Source organism: Alcanivorax sp. NBRC 102024 (assembly GCF_001602235.1).
Lineage (GTDB): Bacteria > Pseudomonadota > Gammaproteobacteria > Pseudomonadales > Alcanivoracaceae > Alcanivorax.
This window is the reverse complement of sequence record NZ_BDAS01000009.1, coordinates 26,038-42,148: the sequence shown is the minus strand read 5'-3', so window position 1 is coordinate 42,148 and position 16,111 is coordinate 26,038. Positions and strand designations below refer to the sequence as shown.

The following is a 16,111-nucleotide window of genomic DNA, read 5'->3' as shown; positions in this document are numbered from 1 at the left end:
ATTGACGGCGACTCGGGTAATACAGGTAATAGCCGTCATAGGTGGTAAACCAGTCATTCAACAGACTAACCGGTTTTCCGCTGTGCAGTTCTTCTCTCACCATTGCGGTCGGCACCCACGCTGGAAAAATGCACCTGTTACAGAACGTTCAGGAGAGTTTTTGGAACCGGGTGTCAGCCGCTCGAAACCGGAGTAGCCGACAAATTCCGCAATATGCCGCATTGCTCGACTGTCCGACGGTTTGAACAGCTGCGGCGCAGCATTCTCAGTTGCTCGTTCAGCCTGGTGAGTTCCTGGATACGCGCCTCCACCTGCTCGATATGCCTATCCATCATCCGATTCACGTCATCACATTGTGCGCCGGGGGAACGGCTTAATCCCAATAATTGCCGGATCTCCGGCAAACTGAGATCCAGGCTGCGACAGTGCTTGATGAACAGTAATTGCTCAACGGCAACTTCATCGTACAGGCGAAAATTACCTTCACTGCGTTCTGCGGAGGCAATCAATTGTTCCTTTTCATAATGCCGGATGGTTTGCACGGAGCAGCCAGTCACTTTCGACAGTTCGCCGATTTTTATCATCTCTCAATATTCCGATTGACTCTATAGTTGTTATAGAGTTTATAGTGACCGTCTGTACATTCTCAAGGGCTTTTTTCGATGTCTGACCCGTGTAATGACAACTGCCAGAGCAACAAGATTGCCAGTGCCCCCACTTCTGGGATAGCGAATACTGATACGGCTTTTCAACATGGCTATGTCAGTGACTACCGGGTACCAAAAATGGACTGCCCGTCGGAAGAGGGGATGATCCGCATGGCTCTGGACAGTATTGAGCCCCGGGTTTTACTGGAGTTCGATACACCGAATCGGAAGGTGCGGGTATTCCATGGCGACAATGGGGCTGCCATCGAGGAGAGGATGCGTTCCCTGGGGCTGGGTGCCACGCTCGAAAAAACCACCCCGGCGGGGGAAGAGGATTTAGTCCTGGCCAGGGAGAAGGAAGAGGCAACCGCCCAGGTCGAAGCCGGTATACTGAAGTGGTTGCTGGCCATCAACGGCGTTATGTTCGTGGTTGAACTGACGGTAGGCTGGCTGGCGCAATCCACTGGCTTGATAGCGGATTCTTTGGACATGTTTGCTGATGCCGCGGTCTATGGCGTCGCCCTCTATGCGGTGGCGAACAGCCTTCGCACCAAGCTACGCGCGGCGCATTTGTCAGGCTGGCTGCAGTTGATTCTGGCGCTGGGAGTCCTGGCTGAAGTCGGGCGGCGATTTGTCTTCGGCAGCGAACCCGTATCCGCGTTAATGATGGGTTTTGGTTTTGTGGCCCTGGCGGCCAACGTCTGGTGTCTGGTGCTTATCGCAAGAAACCGGCATAGCGGCGCACACATGAAAGCAAGCTGGATCTTTTCCGCTAATGATGTCATCGCCAATTCGGGGGTTATCCTCGCCGGTGTATTGGTCGCCTGGACGGGTTCCCGTTATCCCGACCTGGTCATTGGTCTGATTATCGGGCTGATTGTGTTGAATGGCGCCCGGCGTATTCTGCAACTGCGCTATTAGTCTCTGGTCCTTTCTCGCTGCTCGGATTCATGCCGGCAGAATTCCGCGCCTGGGCGGCCTATTGAAATAGTCTCCGCTCTCGTCGGTGCTTACGGAGAATCTTTAACCATGCCCATAGGTGTGGGCATCCTTGTGCATGTGGTCCGGGTGTTCGAATTCCAGTGTCGAATGACTGATATTGAATTCCTGCGCCAGAGCCTGTTTTATCCTGTACTTGATATTCTCAAGTTGATCCCATGCACTTTCCTCGATAATCACATGAGCTTCCAGCGAGGCATCGTGTTCGCCCATCTGCCAAAAATGCACGTGATGAAGATCGATAACGCCTTCGATGTTGGACAGGGCAACAATGACGGCATCGGTATCGATATCCACCGGGCTGCCCAGCATGAGGGTTCTGATAGTACCGCCGATTTCTGTCAGACCCAGGTAGAGAATGTAGCCCGCGATGCCGATGGTGATGGCAGGATCAACCCAGCGCATGTCGTAGAGCAAAATAAGAGTCCCGCCAATGACCACGGCGATCGACGCGAGTGCATCCGACAGATTGTGAAGAAACAGTGCGCGGATGTTGACGCTGTCTTTTTGCATCGAATAGGTGAGCAACGCTGTCAATGCGTCCACGGCCAGAGCGATACCACCCAGCCAGACGACCCACCAGCCCTTTACCTCTGGAGGATCGATTATCCGCATGCCACCTTCGTAAATCAGGTAGAACCCGATAATGATCAAGGTAGTGTAGTTGATGAGGGCTGCAACCACTTCAATGCGTCCATAGCCAAATGTCATCTTTGCGTCAGCCGGGCGGCGCGCAATTTTTTGCGCCGCGAACGCGATGACGAGTGACGCCATGTCAGAGAAGTTATGCAAGGCGTCCGCGATAAGGGCGAGACTGCCGGCAACGATACCTCCCCCAATCTGAGCCAGGGTCAGGATCCCGTTCGCCCAGATGGCGATGGCAACGCGTTTATCCTTGGTCTCCGGGGCCATATGCACATGGTCGTGGCTCATTGGACTAACCTCGTTTGGTGTCTATGTATAAAAAGCTGCTGTATTCGGCTTACTCTGTGCCTTGGTGCCTTGGTGCCTTGGTGCCTTGGTGCCTTGGTGCCTTTGTGGATTTTGGGCCAGTGTTTATTTATCCTTTTTGACAGTTTTCAGGAATTCCGCAAGGCTGTCTTCGGCCGCTTTTTTGTTCGGGAATGGCCCGATGTTCTGACCTTCACGGGTTAAAAATACCAGTCACTGTTAATGGCGTGGATGCGATGTGTTCGAAAGTGTGGAGCTTCCTTCGGGTCATCTTTTCGTTGCTTGGGTGGATCGTTCATAGTCTTTCCAGGATATAAACCGCAATAAAAGAACGTTGAAAAAATCATGGGGAGATCCCCCCCATGATGGAGTGTTGGTTAACTATCAGTGTCGTGCTTAATGTCACCTGCGGGCGTGGAGTTACTGGCACTTCTGCCATGCAACAACGCATAGAGCACAGGGAGTACAAACAACGTCAACAGGGTGGACGAGATAATCCCGCCGATCACTACGGTCGCCAGAGGACGCTGTACTTCGGCGCCGGTGCCGGTATTGAGGGCCATGGGTACAAAGCCGAGACTAGCGACCAAAGCGGTCATCAATACCGGCCGTAAGCGGATCAGGGCGCCTTCGACAATGGCCTTCATCAGGTCACCCTGCTCGTGCCACAGATCGCGGATAAAGGCGATCATCACCAGGCCGTTTAACACCGCCACCCCGGAGAGGGCGATAAAGCCAACACCCGCCGAGATGGACAGGGGCATGTCTCGGAGCCACAGGGACAGAACCCCGCCGGTGAGGGCCAGTGGCACGCCGGTGAAGATGATCAGGGCATCCTTGAGGGAGCCGAAGGCCATCACCAAGAGTGCGAGGATAATGGCGAGGGTTACGGGCACCACGATGGCAAGCCGCTGACTGGCGGACTGCAGTTGCTCGAAGGTACCGCCGTAATCCAGCCAGTATCCGGCGGGTAGATCCACGTCGTCCGCAATGCGCGCCTGTGCTTCCTCGACAAATCCGCCCAGGTCGCGGTCCCGCACGTTGGCGGTGACCACCACCCGACGCTTGCCGTTTTCCCGGCTGATCTGGTTGGGCGCCGGAGCCAGCTCCAGCTCGGCCACTTCCGACAGGGGCACATAGCCGCCGTCCGGCAGGGGGACTGGCAGGTCCGCGAGGCTGTCCACATCCCGGCGGATGTCTTCGGGAAGACGCACCACCAACTGGAAGCGGCGGTCGCCTTCGTAAATCAGGCCGGCGTTTTCGCCCCCGACACCGGCTGCCACCAGATCCTGGAGATTATCCACCGTCAGCCCGTAGCGGGATAGCGCCATGCGCTTGGGGTGTACCGACAGCATGGGCAGGCCGGTCACCTGTTCGACCCGGGTATCGGCAGCGCCCTCCGTGGATTCCACAACCTCAAGGACGTCGTTGGCCGATGTCAGCAACTGATCCAGGTCATCGCCGAACACCTTGATGCCGAGATCGGCGCGCACGCCGGAGATCAGCTCGTTGAAGCGCATTTCGATGGGTTGGGTGAACTCGTAATTGTTGCCAGGCAGTTGCGTTACCGCGTCCTCCATTTCCGCCACCAGTTCATCCTTCGTTTTGTCGGGGTTCGGCCATTGGCTGCGGGGCTTCAAGATGACAAAGTTGTCTGCCACGCTGGGGGGCATGGGGTCGGTGGCCACTTCCGGCGTGCCGATCTTGGCGAACACCTTGTCCACCTCCGGAAACGCCTTCAGCCGTTCTTCCAGCTGCGACTGCATCTCGATAGATTGCTCCAGTCCGGTGCCCGGGATGCGCAGGGCATGGAGTGCAATATCCCCTTCATCCAGTTGTGGAATGAATTCCGCCCCCAGGGTGGTCGCCAGCCAGAGACAGGCCGCTACCAGCGCGGTCGCGCCCCCCAACACCAGCCAGCGGAACCTCATAGCCACCCGCAGCGCAGGCCTGTAGAGCGATTTGGCGCCGCTGATTACCGGGCTTTCCTTTTCGCTGATTTTGCCGCCCATAAAAACTGCCACAGCGGCGGGCACCACGGTGAGTGATAACACCATGGCCGCCAGCAGAGCCATCACCACGGTGGCCGCCATGGGGTGGAACATTTTGCCCTCGACGCCGGTGAGGGCAAAGATCGGCAGGTACACCACGGTAATAATGGCGACACCAAACAGGCTGGGGCGTATGACCTCGTTGGTGGCCTCGAACACCAGTTGCAGTCGCTCCTTGAGTGCCAGTTGGCTTTGGTGCTGGGCCTGGGACAGGCGCCGGATACAGTTCTCGACGATGATGACCGCGCCGTCGACGATCAGGCCGAAATCCAGCGCGCCCAGACTCATCAAATTGGCGGACACGCCAGACCGCACCATACCGGTGATGGTGGCGAGCATCGAAAGCGGAATGACAGCTGCCGTGATCAAGGCGGCGCGCAGGTTGCCCAGCAACAGAAACAGCACCACGATCACCAGCAGTGCCCCTTCAAGCAGGTTTTTCTCCACCGTGGCGATGGCCTTGTCCACCAGCGCCGTGCGGTCGTATACCGCCTCCACCTTGACGCCGTCGGGCAGCGAGGGCTGAATGGCGTCCAGTTTCTCGGCCACGGCCTGTGCTACCGCCCGGGAGTTTTCTCCCACCAGCATCATGGCGGTGCCCATCACCGTTTCCTTGCCGTCGCGGGTGGCGGCTCCGGTGCGCAGCTCCTTGCCAATGGCCACTTCAGCTACATCGGCTACCCGGACTGGCGCACCATCCCGGTTGGCAATCACCACCTGTTCAATATCGCCAATGGTGGCCAGCTGCCCGGGCGAGCGCACCAACAGCTGTTGGCCGTTGCGTTCGATATAGCCGGCGCCGCGATTGGTGTTATTGGCCCGCAGGGCGCTGACCAGTTCATCCACCGTGATGCCGAACTCCAGCAACCGTTGGGGCGACGGCGTAACGTGGTACTGCTTGTCGTAGCCGCCAATGGTGTTGACTTCGATCACGCCGGGCACCTGGGCCAACTGGGGTTTGATGATCCAGTCCTGGATCTCCCGCAGTGCCGTAGCGTCCAGCGGACTGCCATCCGCTTGAGCGGCGCCGGGCAGGGCTTCTACGGTGTACATGAAGATTTCGCCAAGACCGGTGGCGATGGGACCCATCTCCGGCTCCAGCCCGGGGGGCAGCGCGCTCTTGATGGCGCCCAATCGCTCATTGATCAGATTGCGGGCGAAATAGATGTCCGTGCCTTCCTCGAACACCACCGTGACCTGGGACAGGCCGTAGCGGGACAGGGACCGGGTATAGGACAGGTTGGGCAGGCCGTACAAGGCTGTTTCCACCGGAAAGGTAATGCGCTGCTCCGCCTCCAGAGGCGAATAGCCCGGTGCCTCGGTGTTGATCTGTACCTGGACATTGGTGATATCCGGCACCGCGTCGATGGGCAGGCGCTGAAAACTCCACACGCCCACGCCGACCAGCACCAGAATAAGGGATAACATTAAAAACCGCCGCTCTACCGAGAGACGTAAGATGGCATTGATCATCATAGCCTCCTGGTTAGTGGTCGTGGGATGCGCCGGATTTTTCGATATCGGCCTTGATCAAATAACTGTTTTCCACCACATAGCGATCGCCTGCTTGCAGGCCGCCCAGCACCTCAGTCAGGTTGCCGTCGCTGCGGCCCAGCTCCAGTGGGCGGATCTCGTAGGTGTCATCCACCTGAATAAACACCACGGTCCAGTCCCGGAAGGATTGCAGGGCGCGGTTGTCAACCACCAAGGGGGCCTCCACCGTTTCCACCACGATATCCCCGGCCACCAGCAAACCGGGGGTCAGCAGTCCCTCGGCATTGTCGACTTCGACCCGGGCCAGGGTGTAGGGCGCGTTGCCGGGTGCCGGCAGCAGGTGGCGGATGGTGCCTTCCCGCTCGATGCCGTCAGCCTTCAGTCGGACTTTCTGGCCAATGGCAACCTCGGCCCGTTGGCCGGGGAAGACCTTGAATTCGGCCCACAGAGTGGTCAAATCGGCAATGGCGAATAGGGGTTGCTCCCCGGTCATTTCCCCGTTGCTGATCCGGCGCTCAATGACAATCCCGTCGATGGGCGCGCGCAGTGCGTAGGTCTGCAGACTTTCGTTGGATTCTACTTGAGCGAGTACGTCACCACGTTCGACCCGATCGCCCAAATTGACATTCACCAAAGTGGCTACACCGGGGAAGCGGGCATGCACCCGGGCAATCTGTTGCGGTGCCGTGGTCAGGCTGCCGTAGGTGGTGAGGCTGCGCTCGATGGCACTCGGCCCGGCTGCGGCCGTTGTGATACCCGCTTTATCTGCGATATCCGGGGCGATCCGGGTGCGACCTTCGTGGGATTCCCAGTGCCATCGGTAGTTCTTGCCGTCCATGGCGAGGCTCACTTCTACGTCGAAGGAGTGGGGTTCGGTCACCACACCATCCCCCAGCCAGTAGTCCCCCTGGTAGGCGAAGTCGAAAGTGTCCGCTTGCCCACCCAGGCGGGTGAGCTGGACATTAAGGTCAATATCATCGGTAACGGCGCGGCCAGCCTTGGTGACCCAGGCCCGGTATTCCGGGGGAACGCCCTGCTCAAAGATTTGCAGTTCGACGGTGGCGTCGTTCTGTTGCAGCAGTATGCCGCCGTGAGGTCCTTTAGCCTCGGCCTGCGATTCGTCGTGTTGTTCCTCGGCAGCTTGTAAGGGGCTGATGGCAAGGCAGGTGGCCACCAGAATCAGACAGAGTTGTTTTATCAGTTGCATGGTGTGAATCCTGAATTCGTGGATTAGCGCGCCGGGACGCCCGGAACGGCGGCGAGAGGCTGTGCCGTGAGTTGTTCGATCAGCGCCTGGTTGAGCAGCGCCGTGGTGGCGGCGTCGACCAGTGCCTCCCGTGCTGAGAGCAGCTCCCGCTGGGCGGCGGTCCATTCCACATAGCTGTAGCGGCCGCGTTCGTAGGCCTCGCGGGTCTGAGTGAGTGCCTCGGTCAGGTCGGGAAGCATTTGGCCGCGAACCTGCTCAACAGCCTCGATGCTTTGTTGCCGCAAGTGGTAGGCGTCGAACAGGCGCGAATGGAGGCGCAGCAGGGTATCCTCCCGGCGGAGTCGGACCTCATCCCGCGCCGCCAGGGCGGCCTGCACCTCGCCGCGATTGCGCCGTCCGGAAAAGAGCGGTACCGAGAGCCCAGCGGTCAAGGCGGTATCATCCGTCTCTTCGAAACGCCGGATGCCGACCTGCCAACGGATGTCGCTCTCGGACTGGCTGCGCGCCAGCTGAATCTCCGCTTCGCGGATACGCTGTTCGCTGGCGTAGATTTGAATGGCCGGGCTGTCGCTGACCCGCTGGTACAGGGCCTCGAAGTTGTCGGAGGAACCGAACTGGAACAGATCGCCTTCCAGCATTTGAAAGTCCGGGCTGGTATCACCCCACAGCGAAGCCAGAGCCATTTTCCGGCTCTCGTAGGCGGCTCGAAGACGGGACTGCTCAATACGACTCTGGGTGAGCGCGGCCCTGGCGCGCAGGACTTCGGCCTGGGGCGCAGCGCCCCGGTCGGCGCGGCGGGTGACGATCTCGTGGGTGGCCTCGGCCAGCGCCACGGCTTCAGCGGTCAGTTCCAGTTTTTCCTGCAGGGCCAGTGTGGCGACAAAGCGCTGGGTCACCTGTCCCAAGAGATCCAGGGTCTCGGCCCGGCGCTCGGCCTCGACCTGGCCGTATCGTGATTCAACCACGCTGACGCGGGACTGACGCTTGCCGCCAAGTTCGAGAACCGATGACAGGGATAGGGTGTACTCTGCCCCGTCAACTCCTCGCAGATTGTCGCTGCCGAGGAAGTTTTCCACTTCCAGACCGGCCTCCAGGGCAGGATTTTGATCTGCCGTAACGCGGCGACCCTCAAGGCCCTGAAGGCGAAAATCGAAGACCTGGAGGCCGGGGTTTTGCGCCATGGCCCGCGAGAGGGCCTCGGACAGAGTGAGCGGTTTGTCACCGGCGTGTGCCAGGGCAGAACCGAATGCCAGCGCTAGAAGGCAAAAGGCATGGATAATAAAGTGGCACGGCATTGCGCGCCGCCCGTTTTTTACGGGCATTCTGAAAAGCATGAGACTGCTCCTACGAAATTCTAAATGACGGTTATTCCCCGGGTGGGGAAGATATTCGCAGGGTCAGGAAATGGGAGGGCGGAAAAGGGAGGATTGAACCCCGGTGGTGAAGTTGGCTTGGTAGTCGGACAGTACTATTCCCGCCGTCACGCCGGAAATGTCTGTGAGGGTTCCCAGCAACACCATGTGAAAGCAGCTGTGGCTGTGATGACAATGGTCCGCTGAATGACTGGGGCTGTCGGGAGACGACTTGGTTGCCTGATTTTCGTTGGAAAAATCCGCTGATTCGTGTGAATGCGCATCATAATGTGGTATTGCGGGGTTGTGCGGTTGTGTTTCATAGGCAATAGACGCCACTGACTGCAAAGCAATCAACAGCGTCATTGCGACTATGAAACAGCGTTTAATCATGCAAGTGGTCCCGGAATTTGATCGTGAGCCTAGCAGAAAGGCAACCACATTGAAACGACTGGCCCACCCATGGTGTTACGTGAGTCAGTAGTGCGCTGCCCTGAGTGGCGGGCGATTGCACCGACCAACCGCAGTTCGTCTATGTGGCCGCCGCCGGGGGGCGGCCGGGCCGGGATCAATATGGCCGGCGGCGACGTTATGTTCGATCTTCGCGCCATGCCGGTGGTCATGGCGATGCGGACCAATATGACCGTGCAGGAATTGGCTGAAGAGCTGTTTCCCTACTGACCATGGTGGAAGGGCTCAAGCTCTGCGCCCAGACTTTTACCACGGATGTGATTCAATTGTCCTGTTGCGCCGGGTAAGGCTGCGTTCCCGGCTCAGTCGGCATTCCTGATCAGGCGCGGCAGCCAGCGCAGATACGCCACCATGCCGAACAACTCGACCAGGGACTGGAACACAATGACAACGATAGCGGCACGCCAGGGCTCCGGCAGTGACAGGGCCAGTGGCAGCATAACGAAGGAGTTTCGGGTACCAAAGCTGAACGTGAGTGTGCGGCCGATAGTGGGTGTGAACCCGAATAGCTCACTGAGCCCCTTGCCGATAACAGCAGCGGCAACCAGATAAAGTACAAAGACCACGAGCGCGGACCACAGCAGGGCGCCATTGTCGATCACCAGGCTGACCTGGGAGCCGGCAATCAGAAACACCACCAGCGCCAGCAATGGCACGGGCAGCCACCCAAGCCAGTCCACCAGTGTTTGCGCTCGCTGGTGCTTTTCCGTCAGCCGTTCGGTTAACCAGGCCAGGATCAGCGGAGTGACAATCAGTCCGAAGAAGGCTGGCAGCAAGTGGCTGCCAACCGCCAGTTCAATGGCGATATTGCCCATGAAGAGCCAGATGTAAACAGGCAGCAAAATGAGCTGCACAATCAGCAGGATCGGCGCGGCCGCGATGGCCCGGGCACCGTCCCCGCCACCGAGATGGGTAAAACTGATAAACCAGTCCGTACAGGGTACCAGCAGTACCAGCAGCACGCCGAGACGAATAGCGGGATCATCCGGTAACAACCACAATAGAAGACCAACGACCACTGGTATCAGAATAAAATTGCCCGTCAGCAAAGCGGCCAGAAAGCGGCGATCACGAAATGCCGACCTGAGATGTATCAGTGGTACCTGAGTGAAAGTGGTGTACAGGAGAACGCCCAGTGCGGGCCAAAGTAGCGCTTCCCAATGACGGGTCTGCTCTGGTGACATCCAGCCGATGGCCATGCCGGCCAAGATGGCTAGGAGATAAAGCCAGACTTGATATCGTTCCAGTTGTTCGCGCATTTAAGGCTGTTCCCGCTGTTTTTCGAGAGCACGATAGTATCATTGGTGCGCAATGAACTCCCGACACTTGCCCTGAGCATTTCGGCAGGCTTATCGAGGGGGACTGAAAACTCTTTAGGTTGGGTCGGGGGAGATACGGTAAAATGGTTAGCGTCAGCGTTATACCTTTTTGCCGACAGTAGCGGGGATGGGCGTCTCCACAGGGTTGGTGGTTTTTTTACCCGGTTTGGCTGGTTCTGACCCTGTTGAGAGGGGCTGTCAGTAAAAAAATGAAATTATTTTCAAGGAATTTCTGAGTATGGTATTTTTCATGGCATTACCGATTATCAGTAAAATAAGCTATTGAAAATAAAAGATAAAAAATTCTTATTGATAATAGAGTGGGAATAAGTCTGAAACCGGCTAAACCCACCCTGTAGGAGCGTGGCTGGCGGTGCGATTCGCCTTCCCGGCGGCAAGCATCCCGCCGCCAGCCACGGGAATATACCGGTCCGGGCGCTTGAAAAGTGTCCGGATTTGCTTAAAATACGCTCCCTTGCCGGTTTTCAGGCGCTGTTATGCAGTGGCCTGGCAGGAGAGAGACCGCTCAACCGGCCAGAATTCATTCCGTTTCAGTCAGTTGCGCACGCCGGCCGCAGGGGTCGGGGTTGTTGTGCCCGTTGTGGTGGCATACAATGCGCGCCTATTTACTGAGGCGATGAGGCGACTCGTCTCGTTTTCGATAACAGATTGGAGGTTCACGACATTAAGCGTGGAGGCAAAGGCCGCGAGCAGCGCGCCAATATAAATCAGCAAATCCAGGCAACCGAAGTACGGTTGATTGATGTGGACGGTGAGCAGGTCGGTATTGTGACCCTGCAGGAAGCGCTGGAGAAAGCCACCGCAAAACAGCTGGATCTGGTGGAAATCTCCCCTGGTGCGGAACCGCCGGTTTGCCGAATCATGGATTACGGCAAACACCTGTTTGAAGCCAAACAGAAGGCCAAGGAAGGGCGCAAGAAACAGCGCCAGACCCAGGTCAAGGAAATCAAATTCCGTCCCGGCACCGACATTGGTGACTATGAGGTGAAACTGCGTAACCTCATTCGTTTCCTCGAGGCCGGCGACAAAGCGAAAATCACCGTCCGTTTCCGCGGCCGGGAGATGGCTCACCAGGAACTGGGCCGGGAGCTTCTCGCACGTGTCGAGAAGGACCTGGAAGAATACGGTTCCGTTGAGCAACGTCCGAACATGGAAGGGCGCCAGATGATCATGGTGCTCAGCCCGGGCAAAAAGAAGAAGCAGTCCTGATCGACTGTTTAATTAATTCACCAACTTGAGAAGGTACCATGCCTAAAATCAAGACAAATCGTGGGGCTGCCAAGCGTTTCAAGAAAACCGCCTCCGGTTTCAAGCGCAAGCAGGCATTCAAAAACCACATCCTGACCAAGAAGTCTTCCAAGACTATCCGTCAGCTGCGTCCGAAAACCGAGGTACATGATTCTGATGTAGCTCTGGTTAAACGCATGATGCCCTACGCATAACTGATACGGTTTTTGGAGACTGAAAAATGGCACGAGTAAAGCGTGGTGTGCAGGCCCGTCGCCGGCACAAGAAGATTCTCAAGCAGGCTAAAGGCTACTACGGTGCCCGCAGCCGTGTATTCCGTGTAGCGGTTCAGGCCGTTACCAAAGCCGGTCAGTACGCGTACCGCGACCGTAAGGTTCGCAAGCGTCAGTTCCGTCGTCTGTGGATTGTTCGTATCAACGCCGCTGCGCGTCTGAACGGCCTGTCCTACAGCCGCATGATCGATGGTCTGAAAAAAGCGTCCATCGAAGTTGACCGTAAAGTACTGGCGGACATCGCTGTCCGCGATCAGGCAACCTTTAGCGCTTTGGCCGAAAAAGCCAAAGCGAGTCTCACCGCCTGATTACTGTTTCGTCCTAGACAAAACAGCATACTCAACGGGGGAAGAGCTCGCGCTCTTCCCCCGTTTTTGTTTGAAAAAAAGACCAGAGGCAAGCGACAAGCTGCAAGCTGCAACACGATTCCTCCATGCAGCCACACGAAAACGCTTTCCCCGCGCTGCACTGTATCGGCGCGGCTCAAGTGGTAGTCGGTTGGCAGGGTTCTGAACCGCGTTGCAGCTTGTAGCTTGCAGCTTGCAGCTTTCTAAAGACTGCGGAGTCTTCAATGGAAAATCTCAACGCCCTGGTGGACGCTGCCCTGGCAGACGTTGAACAGGCTGGCGATATCCGGGCCCTGGACGATGTCCGGGTGAAGTACCTGGGCAAGAAAGGCGAGATCAGCGCCCTGATGAAGGGCCTTGGCAAGTTGAGCGCGGAAGAGCGCCCCCAGGCCGGCGCGGTGATCAACGAAGGCAAACAGAAAGTCCAGGATGCTATCGCCACCCGCAAGCATGCCATGGAAGAAGCGGCCCTGGCCAAGCAGCTGGCCAGTGAAACCGTGGACGTGACCCTGCCGGGCCGGGGCGAACTGCCCGGCAACCTGCACCCGGTCACCCGCATGCGTCGCCGCATTGAAGATTTCTTCCTGCGTCTCGGCTTTGATATTTCCGAAGGGCCGGAAGTGGAAGATGACTTCCACAACTTCGAAGCCCTGAATATTCCGTCCCACCACCCGGCGCGGGCCATGCACGACACCTTCTACTTCGGTGACGGCCGTCTGCTGCGTACCCACACCTCGCCGGTGCAGGTGCGGGTGATGGAGCAGGGTAAACCGCCGTTCCGCATCATTGCCCCGGGCCGGGTATACCGTTGTGACTCCGACCTGACCCACACTCCCATGTTCCACCAGGTGGAAGGCCTGCTGGTGGACAAGGACGTCACCTTCGCCGACCTGCGCGGCACCGTGGCGGAATTCCTCAAGTTTGTATTTGAAGTGGAAGACCTGCCGGTGCGTTTTCGCCCCAGCTACTTCCCGTTCACCGAGCCCAGCGCCGAAGTGGACGTGGGCTGTGTCAGCTGTGGCGGTAAAGGCTGCCGGGTGTGTTCCCACACCGGCTGGCTGGAAGTGATGGGCTGCGGCATGGTGCACCCGAAGGTGCTGGAGCACGGCGGCGTGGACGCCAGTGAATACAGCGGTTTTGCCTTCGGCATGGGCGTGGAGCGTCTCACCATGCTGCGCTACGGCGTTAACGACCTGCGGATGTTCTTCGAAAACGACACCCGCTTCCTGTCCCAGTTCGGTTAAGGCGTTTCTGTACCGTCAGGCCGCCGTTGGCGCCTTGTTCACAAGGCGAATTCCCCGGCGGCCATACAGAAACTCCCATGATTTAAAGGAATTCGACAATGCGTTTTAACGAAGCCTGGTTGCGGGAATGGGTCAACCCCGCCATCGATACCGATACCCTGGTGAAGCAACTGACCATGGCCGGCCTGGAAGTGGACGCCGTGGAACCCGCCGCCCCGGCCTTCACCGGCGTGGTGGTCGGTCAGGTGGAAAGCTGCGAACCGCACCCGGATGCGGACAAACTCAGCGTCTGCCAGGTCACCAATGGCACCGACACCGTGCAGGTAGTCTGCGGCGCGTCCAACGTGCGCACCGGCCTGAAAATTCCCTTCGCCCAGGTGGGCGCGGTCCTGCCCGGCGACTTCAAGATCAAGAAAGCCAAGCTGCGCGGCCAGGAATCCAACGGCATGCTCTGCGGCGCCTCCGAGCTGGGCCTGGAAGACCTGATCGATGGCCTGATGGAACTGCCGGAAGACGCCCCGGTGGGCACCGATGTCCGTGATTATCTGCAGCTCAACGATGCGGTCATCGAAGTGGACCTGACGCCCAATCGTGCCGACTGCCTGAGCGTGCGTGGCATCGCCCGGGAAGTGGGGGTGATGAACCAGAGCCCGCTGGCCAACATGAACATCGACAAGGTGGCCCCGGCCATCGACGACACCCTCACCGTGACCCTGGCGGACAGCGAAGGCTGCCCCCGTTACCTGGGCCGGGTCATCAAGGGCGTCAACGTGAACGCCGACAGCCCCCTGTGGCTGATCGAGCGCCTGCGCCGCGCCGGCCTGCGCACCATCGACCCCATCGTCGACGTGACCAACTATGTGCTGCTGGAACTGGGCCAGCCTCTACATGCCTTTGATCTGGCCAAGCTCAATGGCGGCATCACCGTGCGCAAAGCCAACGCCGAAGAAAAACTGCTCACCCTGGACGACCAGGAGCTGACCCTGCGCGACGACACCCTGGTCATCGCCGACGACAGCGATGCCCTGGCCCTGGCCGGTGTCATGGGCGGCAAGCCGTCCTCCGTCACCAGCGACACCCGGGACATCTTCCTGGAATGCGCCTTTTTCGCGCCCCTGGCCATCGCCGGCAAGGCCCGCTCCTACGGCCTGCACACGGATTCCTCCCACCGCTTCGAGCGGGGCGTGGACCCGCAGCTGCAGAACGAGGCCATCGAACGGGCCACCGCCCTGATCCTGGAGATCGCCGGCGGCCAGCCGGGCCCGGTCAGCGAAGCGGTCGAAGAGAGCAAGCTGCCGCGCCAGGCGGAAATCACCCTGCGCGCCGATCGCATCGAAGGCCTGCTGGGCATGGGCCTGCCCGCCGAACAGGTGGAAGACATCCTCAGCCGCCTGGGCATGGAAGTGTCGACTCAAGAGAGCGGCAAGGAATGGATGGTGCTGGCTCCCAGCTGGCGCTTCGACATGGCCATCGAAGCGGACCTGATCGAGGAACTGGCGCGCATCTACGGCTATGAAAAACTGCCCAGCCGGGTGCCGGCCGGTTCCCCCTCCGGCGAGCCGGTGGCCGAGCAGACCGTCAACCAGCGCCGCCTGGGCGACGCCCTGATCGATCGTGGCTATCTGGAAGCGATCACTTACACCTTCGTGGAGCCCGGTCTGCTCAGGCAGGTGGAGCCACGGGTGGAGCCGCTGCCGCTGCTCAACCCCATCTCCACGGACCTGGGCGTCATGCGCACCACCTTGCTGGCCGGCCTGTTCAGCACCGCCCGCCACAACCTGAACCGCCAGGCCGACCGCCTGCGCCTGTTCGAAACCGGCCTGCGCTTCGTACCGACCGAGCAGGGGCTGGAACAGACTCCCATGATCGCCGGCCTGCTCTACGGCAGCGCCCAGCCGCAGAACTGGGAAGGCAAGCGCCCGGTGGACTTCTTCGACCTGAAAGGGGACGTGGAAGCGCTACTGACCCTGTCCGACGCCGACGCCTTCCGCTTCGAGCCTGGCGAGCACCCGGCCCTGCATCCGGGCCAGACCGCCGCCCTCAAGCGCGATGGCGAGGTGGTAGGCTACCTGGGTCGCATCCACCCGCGCCTGGCCGCCGATCTGGACCTGCCGACCCAGCTGTACGCCTTCGAGCTGGCCCTCGCGCCCCTGCAGCAAGGCGTGTTGCCGGCATTTGCCGGAGTCTCCGACCAGCCGCGTATGCGTCGCGATCTGGCCTTCGTGGTGGAGGATAGCGTGCCCGCCGGCGAGCTGGTGGCGGCGGTCCGCAATGCCTGTGACGAACGTCTCACAGGGGTTCGGATTTTTGATATATATCAAGGTGATAGCATCGGTGAAAATCGTAAAAGCCTTGCTTTGGGCTTGACCTTCCAGGACCGTTCGCGCACTCTTAAGGATGAAGAGGTAAACGACCTGGTGGATGCCGTAGTATCCCAGTTAAAACAACAGTTTAACGCCGCCTTAAGGGACTGATTAAGGAAGGGTTA

Annotated in this window: 14 protein-coding genes and 1 pseudogene; 7 read left to right on the top strand and 8 right to left on the bottom strand. The window is 58.9% G+C overall.

The genetic code is table 11. The features are described from left to right. Positions 1-173: 173 nt before the first annotated feature. Entirely contained in the window at positions 174-584 is a 411-nt protein-coding gene (cadR, locus tag A0251_RS13540; RefSeq protein ID WP_197461939.1) for a Cd(II)/Pb(II)-responsive transcriptional regulator, read from the bottom strand. Between the two features lie 78 nt (positions 585-662). On the opposite strand from cadR, the gene A0251_RS13535 reads away from it, so the two are divergent. After that, complete coding sequence (locus A0251_RS13535) at positions 663-1,568, top strand: cation transporter (protein WP_062817377.1); 906 nt, start codon at positions 663-665, stop codon at positions 1,566-1,568. 102 nt (positions 1,569-1,670) lie between these two features. On the opposite strand, the gene A0251_RS13530 is transcribed toward A0251_RS13535, so the two are convergent. The 6 genes from A0251_RS13530 to A0251_RS17420 all read right to left on the bottom strand — a co-directional run bounded on the left by A0251_RS13530 (position 1,671) and on the right by A0251_RS17420 (position 9,094). Beyond that, positions 1,671-2,579, bottom strand: coding sequence for a cation diffusion facilitator family transporter (locus tag A0251_RS13530; protein WP_062817376.1), 909 nt, complete (start codon positions 2,577-2,579; stop codon positions 1,671-1,673). 123 nt (positions 2,580-2,702) lie between these two features. Further along, complete coding sequence (locus A0251_RS17735) at positions 2,703-2,810, bottom strand: DUF6316 family protein (protein ID WP_404840820.1); 108 nt, start codon at positions 2,808-2,810, stop codon at positions 2,703-2,705. A 164-nt stretch (positions 2,811-2,974) separates the two neighbouring features. Beyond that, complete coding sequence (locus tag A0251_RS13525) at positions 2,975-6,121, bottom strand: efflux RND transporter permease subunit (protein WP_062817375.1); 3,147 nt, start codon at positions 6,119-6,121, stop codon at positions 2,975-2,977. A gap of 13 nt (positions 6,122-6,134) precedes the next feature. Then, positions 6,135-7,349 (bottom strand): efflux RND transporter periplasmic adaptor subunit, encoded by a 1,215-nt coding sequence (locus tag A0251_RS13520; RefSeq protein ID WP_062817374.1) that lies wholly within the window; start codon positions 7,347-7,349, stop codon positions 6,135-6,137. 23 nt (positions 7,350-7,372) lie between these two features. Beyond that, the gene (locus A0251_RS13515) at positions 7,373-8,644 is read right to left on the bottom strand and encodes a TolC family protein (protein WP_231874238.1); all 1,272 of its coding nucleotides are present in this window, start codon (positions 8,642-8,644) and stop codon (positions 7,373-7,375) included. 102 nt (positions 8,645-8,746) lie between these two features. Continuing rightward, complete coding sequence (locus tag A0251_RS17420; RefSeq protein WP_156478295.1) at positions 8,747-9,094, bottom strand: hypothetical protein; 348 nt, start codon at positions 9,092-9,094, stop codon at positions 8,747-8,749. Between the two features lie 107 nt (positions 9,095-9,201). Between A0251_RS17420 and A0251_RS17245 the strand changes: the two are divergent. Beyond that, positions 9,202-9,459, top strand: a pseudogene (locus A0251_RS17245) (mercuric reductase); the annotation flags it as partial. A 15-nt stretch (positions 9,460-9,474) separates the two neighbouring features. On the opposite strand, the gene A0251_RS13510 reads toward A0251_RS17245, so the two are convergent. Continuing rightward, positions 9,475-10,431: an arsenic resistance protein gene (locus A0251_RS13510; RefSeq protein ID WP_062817372.1), complete on the bottom strand. Its 957-nt coding sequence runs from the start codon at positions 10,429-10,431 to the stop codon at positions 9,475-9,477. A gap of 729 nt (positions 10,432-11,160) precedes the next feature. Between A0251_RS13510 and infC the strand changes: the two genes are divergently transcribed. From infC to pheT, 5 genes are all read left to right on the top strand, one after another. Continuing rightward, positions 11,161-11,721: a translation initiation factor IF-3 gene (gene infC, locus A0251_RS13505; RefSeq protein WP_062817371.1), complete on the top strand. Its 561-nt coding sequence runs from the start codon at positions 11,161-11,163 to the stop codon at positions 11,719-11,721. Between the two features lie 38 nt (positions 11,722-11,759). Continuing rightward, positions 11,760-11,954, top strand: coding sequence for a 50S ribosomal protein L35 (gene rpmI, locus A0251_RS13500; RefSeq protein ID WP_062817370.1), 195 nt, complete (start codon positions 11,760-11,762; stop codon positions 11,952-11,954). 26 nt (positions 11,955-11,980) lie between these two features. After that, on the top strand, positions 11,981-12,340 hold the full coding sequence (gene rplT / locus A0251_RS13495; RefSeq protein ID WP_062817369.1) for a 50S ribosomal protein L20: 360 nt from the start codon (positions 11,981-11,983) through the stop codon (positions 12,338-12,340). 263 nt (positions 12,341-12,603) lie between these two features. Continuing rightward, on the top strand, positions 12,604-13,623 hold the full coding sequence (gene pheS / locus A0251_RS13490; protein ID WP_062817368.1) for a phenylalanine--tRNA ligase subunit alpha: 1,020 nt from the start codon (positions 12,604-12,606) through the stop codon (positions 13,621-13,623). Between the two features lie 98 nt (positions 13,624-13,721). Next, positions 13,722-16,097 carry a phenylalanine--tRNA ligase subunit beta gene (pheT, locus tag A0251_RS13485; protein WP_062817367.1) on the top strand — a complete coding sequence of 792 codons (2,376 nt, stop codon included), beginning with the start codon at positions 13,722-13,724 and terminating at the stop codon, positions 16,095-16,097. The last annotated feature ends 14 nt before the right edge of the window (positions 16,098-16,111 follow it).

Excerpts from the sequence above, each read along its gene's own strand:
- cadR (WP_197461939.1), bottom strand. The coding sequence starts at position 584 with ATGATAAAAATCGGCGAACTGTCGAAAGTGACTGGCTGCTCCGTGCAA.
- A0251_RS13525 (WP_062817375.1), bottom strand. The coding sequence starts at position 6,121 with ATGATCAATGCCATCTTACGTCTCTCGGTAGAGCGGCGGTTTTTAATG.
- A0251_RS13510 (WP_062817372.1), bottom strand. The coding sequence starts at position 10,431 with ATGCGCGAACAACTGGAACGATATCAAGTCTGGCTTTATCTCCTAGCC.
- A0251_RS13535 (WP_062817377.1), top strand. The coding sequence starts at position 663 with ATGTCTGACCCGTGTAATGACAACTGCCAGAGCAACAAGATTGCCAGT.
- pheS (WP_062817368.1), top strand. The coding sequence starts at position 12,604 with ATGGAAAATCTCAACGCCCTGGTGGACGCTGCCCTGGCAGACGTTGAA.
- pheT (WP_062817367.1), top strand. The coding sequence starts at position 13,722 with ATGCGTTTTAACGAAGCCTGGTTGCGGGAATGGGTCAACCCCGCCATC.
- A0251_RS13530 (WP_062817376.1), bottom strand. The coding sequence starts at position 2,579 with ATGAGCCACGACCATGTGCATATGGCCCCGGAGACCAAGGATAAACGC.
- A0251_RS13515 (WP_231874238.1), bottom strand. The coding sequence starts at position 8,644 with ATGCCGTGCCACTTTATTATCCATGCCTTTTGCCTTCTAGCGCTGGCA.
- A0251_RS13520 (WP_062817374.1), bottom strand. The coding sequence starts at position 7,349 with ATGCAACTGATAAAACAACTCTGTCTGATTCTGGTGGCCACCTGCCTT.
- rpmI (WP_062817370.1), top strand. The coding sequence starts at position 11,760 with ATGCCTAAAATCAAGACAAATCGTGGGGCTGCCAAGCGTTTCAAGAAA.
- rplT (WP_062817369.1), top strand. The coding sequence starts at position 11,981 with ATGGCACGAGTAAAGCGTGGTGTGCAGGCCCGTCGCCGGCACAAGAAG.
- A0251_RS17420 (WP_156478295.1), bottom strand. The coding sequence starts at position 9,094 with ATGATTAAACGCTGTTTCATAGTCGCAATGACGCTGTTGATTGCTTTG.